A 1,323-nucleotide genomic window follows, 5' to 3' on the forward strand; every position below is an offset into this window, starting at 1 on the left:
TTAGGTAAAGATAGTCGTTTCGCTGCTTCAACCAGCGTTAATCCACTTTCTTTAAAAAACTTGACTGATTGCTCGCGGAACTCCTGGCTATATCGCGTTCGGGGTAATTGTTCCATCTATATCCTCCATTCCATGTCTATATTTTATGAAACTTTGGACTCCATAAAACTCAGCATACCTCACTATCGAAGGTTACGCGCACCCTAACGTTTTTCGGGCTACCAACGAATTCGACCTGCGCTGCGCGATCGCCGAAGGAATATTCGATCAGTTTGTGCTTCACAATATTTGTATAAACTCCGGCGAAATCAAACCCCACGCTGCCATCCTTTGCCTCCATTCGCGACGAGAAGACGCCGCCCACGCGCAAATCCACTGTGGCAGCGGTCGTGTGCCAGTCATCGGACGCAGCATTCCACTGTTTAATGTCCTCGGGTGTCGTATATGCACGCCAAACTTCCTCGATGGGTGCAGCGACGGTCGTTTCAACGGTAATTCTCATGGCGATTTTCCTAGTTATGGTTACAGCTAACGCGTGAGTTAAGCCGTGCCACGAAGCGGCATCGGTTTGAATGAATAGTTAGGTTTCACTCCTCGTTTGCGGATAGGTCAGTCCGATTTGAATAGCACTTCACGATGAGCCTCTTGTCCACCTTTTAGAAGGACAGCTTCGACTTTCTTGAGTCTACCAAGATGGTACGGCGAACTAATTCTTATGGGGCTTAAATTTTTTTCAACAACTTTGTCGAGTGCAAGAAGCAGGAGTTCCTTGGAAGGATGCGATGCCGATACATCGAGTGCGAAAGAAAGCACTTCAGAGGTTTCTGCTGGTGGGTATTGTTTCGCATCACCACGGCCCCGAGCGTTGTAAGCGTAGACCAAAAGTAGGCCGAACCCAAGGCTTGAAAGGATCAAACGGGGCGAAGAGAAGTACGCATTAAGCGTTTTTAGCTTGTCGATCGGTTTTGTGCCTTCGACCTCAACTACCCCTATGGCTGCTTCGTTAGCACAAAGCATCAAATCACACCACCCGGCGTTGCCTTCGCCATGAGATGGAGCACCATCGAGCACCGAATGACTGCTTGGGGAGAGAGCAATCCACCAATGCGCAAGAATCCCTATCAGGGTGGCATGACTACTCCCATAAGTCTTGGCCGCGACAGGCCAATTCGCTCTATGTAAACTTTTGAGTAACACACCTGGGTCGTATGGTTGCATTGTGAATACTTATAGCTGATCCCATATAAAATGATTTAAAGTGCATAAGCGGTAAAGAGCTGCTCGATGGAGCATCCTTCCTTTTTTCTGATTGTTTTGGCCTGG

General features: G+C 48.1%; 2 protein-coding genes. Both read right to left on the reverse strand.

Translation table 11 applies throughout. The features are described from left to right. Positions 1 to 169: 169 nt before the first annotated feature. Positions 170 to 502, reverse strand: coding sequence for an SRPBCC domain-containing protein (locus tag BLV54_RS15250; protein WP_090572418.1), 333 nt, complete (start codon positions 500 to 502; stop codon positions 170 to 172). A 107-nt stretch (positions 503 to 609) separates the two neighbouring features. Beyond that, entirely contained in the window at positions 610 to 1,218 is a 609-nt protein-coding gene (locus BLV54_RS15255) for a hypothetical protein (protein WP_090572419.1), read from the reverse strand. Positions 1,219 to 1,323: the final 105 nt, after the last annotated feature.

This window comes from Nitrosomonas sp. Nm33, from assembly GCF_900107265.1.
Classification (GTDB): Bacteria; Pseudomonadota; Gammaproteobacteria; order Burkholderiales; family Nitrosomonadaceae; genus Nitrosomonas.